This is a genomic window from Microcystis sp. M53598_WE2 (assembly GCF_030067735.1).
Lineage (GTDB): Bacteria > Cyanobacteriota > Cyanobacteriia > Cyanobacteriales > Microcystaceae > Microcystis > Microcystis aeruginosa.
Genome location: NZ_JASJFE010000161.1, coordinates 1 through 2,103, shown reverse-complemented (window position 1 = coordinate 2,103; position 2,103 = coordinate 1). Strand labels below are relative to the sequence as shown.

General features: G+C 46.8%; 2 protein-coding genes. One reads left to right on the top strand and one right to left on the bottom strand.

Translation table 11 applies throughout. From position 1 onward, the window contains the following. Positions 1-139: 139 nt before the first annotated feature. Positions 140-967 carry a YaaW family protein gene (locus PX636_RS03595; RefSeq protein ID WP_002796715.1) on the bottom strand — a complete coding sequence of 276 codons (828 nt, stop codon included), beginning with the start codon at positions 965-967 and terminating at the stop codon, positions 140-142. Between the two features lie 97 nt (positions 968-1,064). Between PX636_RS03595 and PX636_RS03590 the strand changes: the two genes are divergently transcribed. Then, positions 1,065-2,030: an NAD(P)/FAD-dependent oxidoreductase gene (locus PX636_RS03590; protein WP_288116250.1), complete on the top strand. Its 966-nt coding sequence runs from the start codon at positions 1,065-1,067 to the stop codon at positions 2,028-2,030. The last annotated feature ends 73 nt before the right edge of the window (positions 2,031-2,103 follow it).

The following is a 2,103-nucleotide window of genomic DNA, read 5'->3' as shown; positions in this document are numbered from 1 at the left end:
GAAATGGGGCGAAAGTCTGTGGACTCTGTGTAAGACAGTACATGGTTTTTTAACTGTGGTATGCGACGGTGGTGGAAGCAGAAACTTAAATCGTGAGGTTTAGGAATCGCCGCACTTTTAGGGCGGCGAGGATGTCAAGCTATGCAGGCTGCCAACAATCGTCACGGGTCAGACGAATTTGGGCGATGGCAAAAATAGTCGGGATAATCCGGCCGTAATCGGTGGCGATCGCTTTCCAACCGAGGTCAGCAATAAACCAACCCCATAGAGCCGGTCCTACCAAACTTAACACGGTTCTGACCGCTCCGTAGCGGGCCGCCGCCGTAGTCATGCCCTGTTTAGCCGTTTGTAGGGCGATTTGATTAGCAATTGCCCCACCCTGGACTAGGGCAGTTTTTGCCCCTTGATAGCGGACAAAATGAAGAGCGAACTGCCCGGCGATATGTTTGAGCAGAATCGGTTTCAGGATAGAATTAACGGCGATGACGCTGCCGCCTTTGAGGACTATATCGAGGGGATTGTGTTGTAGGTGAACGGGTAAGGGTTGGGGAGTGTGGGAATCCGCGAGCGCTTTTTGAATTTGAATCGAGAGGGATTTTTGTTCCGATGGGGGGAGACGTTTCCAAGCTTTGTTAACGAGGTGAAGATAGATTTCCGCTTCAATTTCCGTTGTCGGCATTTTTTGGGAGTAGGGAACCTTGAGGAAATGACAGACACGGACGAGAATTTGACGATAACTAACTTTTTCGGTTTGACCTTTTAATACTGTCACACCATCGGCAGCCAAGTAACGAAAACGATCCTCGACGCTATCTAACCAACTATCCCAATCTTGACTTTGAACGGCGATTGCGTCCGGCGCTCGTAGATAATCGAGAGGGTTAAAACGACGGCAAAAGAGGATGTTAGTGATTTGCTGTAGTTCCTCCTCGGTGGCTAACTCCAAAGCTGTGCGTAATTCGTCCAATGTGGTTTGTCCTCCTCAGCCCCAATAATCAAATCAGTTTCGCTAGTGCTGATTACTACTAATATTAACTCAAGGGTTCACAGGATTAGGAAGGCTAGTGACAAATTTTTCGATTAAGGTTGGGATCATTGGTGCGGGTTTAGCCGGGTTAACCTGCGCTCGTCAGTTGTGCGATCGAGGTTATACTGTTAAGCTATTTGATAAGTCTAGAGGCATTGGTGGTCGTTTAGCCACGCGACGGGTTAACCGAGTCAATCAAGTGATTGCTGTGGATCATGGTTTGCCTTTTTTGACTATTCAGGGCGAAAAAACGGCGGCTTTAATTGATAATCTCCTGAGAGAGAATCTAGTTACTTCTTGGTTTGATTCTAGCTATGTTGCTCCTTCTGGCATCAATAGCGTGGCGAAATTTTTAGCTAAAGGTTTAGAAATTGAACGAGATTTTCTGGTTACTCGTCTGGAAAATCGTCAAGAAAAATGGGTTTTAAACAATAACGGTCAAATTCGGGGAGAGTTTTCGGCGATTGTCCTAGCTATTCCCGCCCCGCAAGCAGCGTTATTGTTAGAAAACTCTCTCATAACTACTATGCCAGAATTGCGATCGATCGTTTACGATCCCTGTTTAACGGTAATGGCGGGTTATGGCGATTCTTTACCCGCAGTTGCTCCCGCCACCGATATCGCTTGGTTAGGACTTGATAGCAGTAAACGGCAATCATCCCCTGATTATGTCTTTGTTGTGCATAGTAGTGGAGATTTTGCGGTTAAATATCTCGATAGCGAGGATTTAGAAGCAGTTAAGCTAGATTTGCTCGCTCGTGCTTCTTTGCCTCTCCCCGATTGGTCCTGGATTCACCGTTGGCGTTATGCTTTAGTCCGTCAGGGTTTAGCTGTACCCTGTTTAAGTGTTAATAGTCCTTTACCTCTAGTTGCCTGTGGTGATTGGTGTCAAGGGGGAGATTTGTCGAGAAATTCTTCCCTAGAAACGGCCTTAACCTCTGGGATAGCGGCGGCTAATCAAGTTCAGCAGCTACTCTCTGAAGAATCTAGGTACAGAACGTAGGTTGGGTTGAAGCATGAAACCCAACGTCCTAATCAAGTTCAGCAGCTACTTTCCTAAGAATCTAGAGACAGGT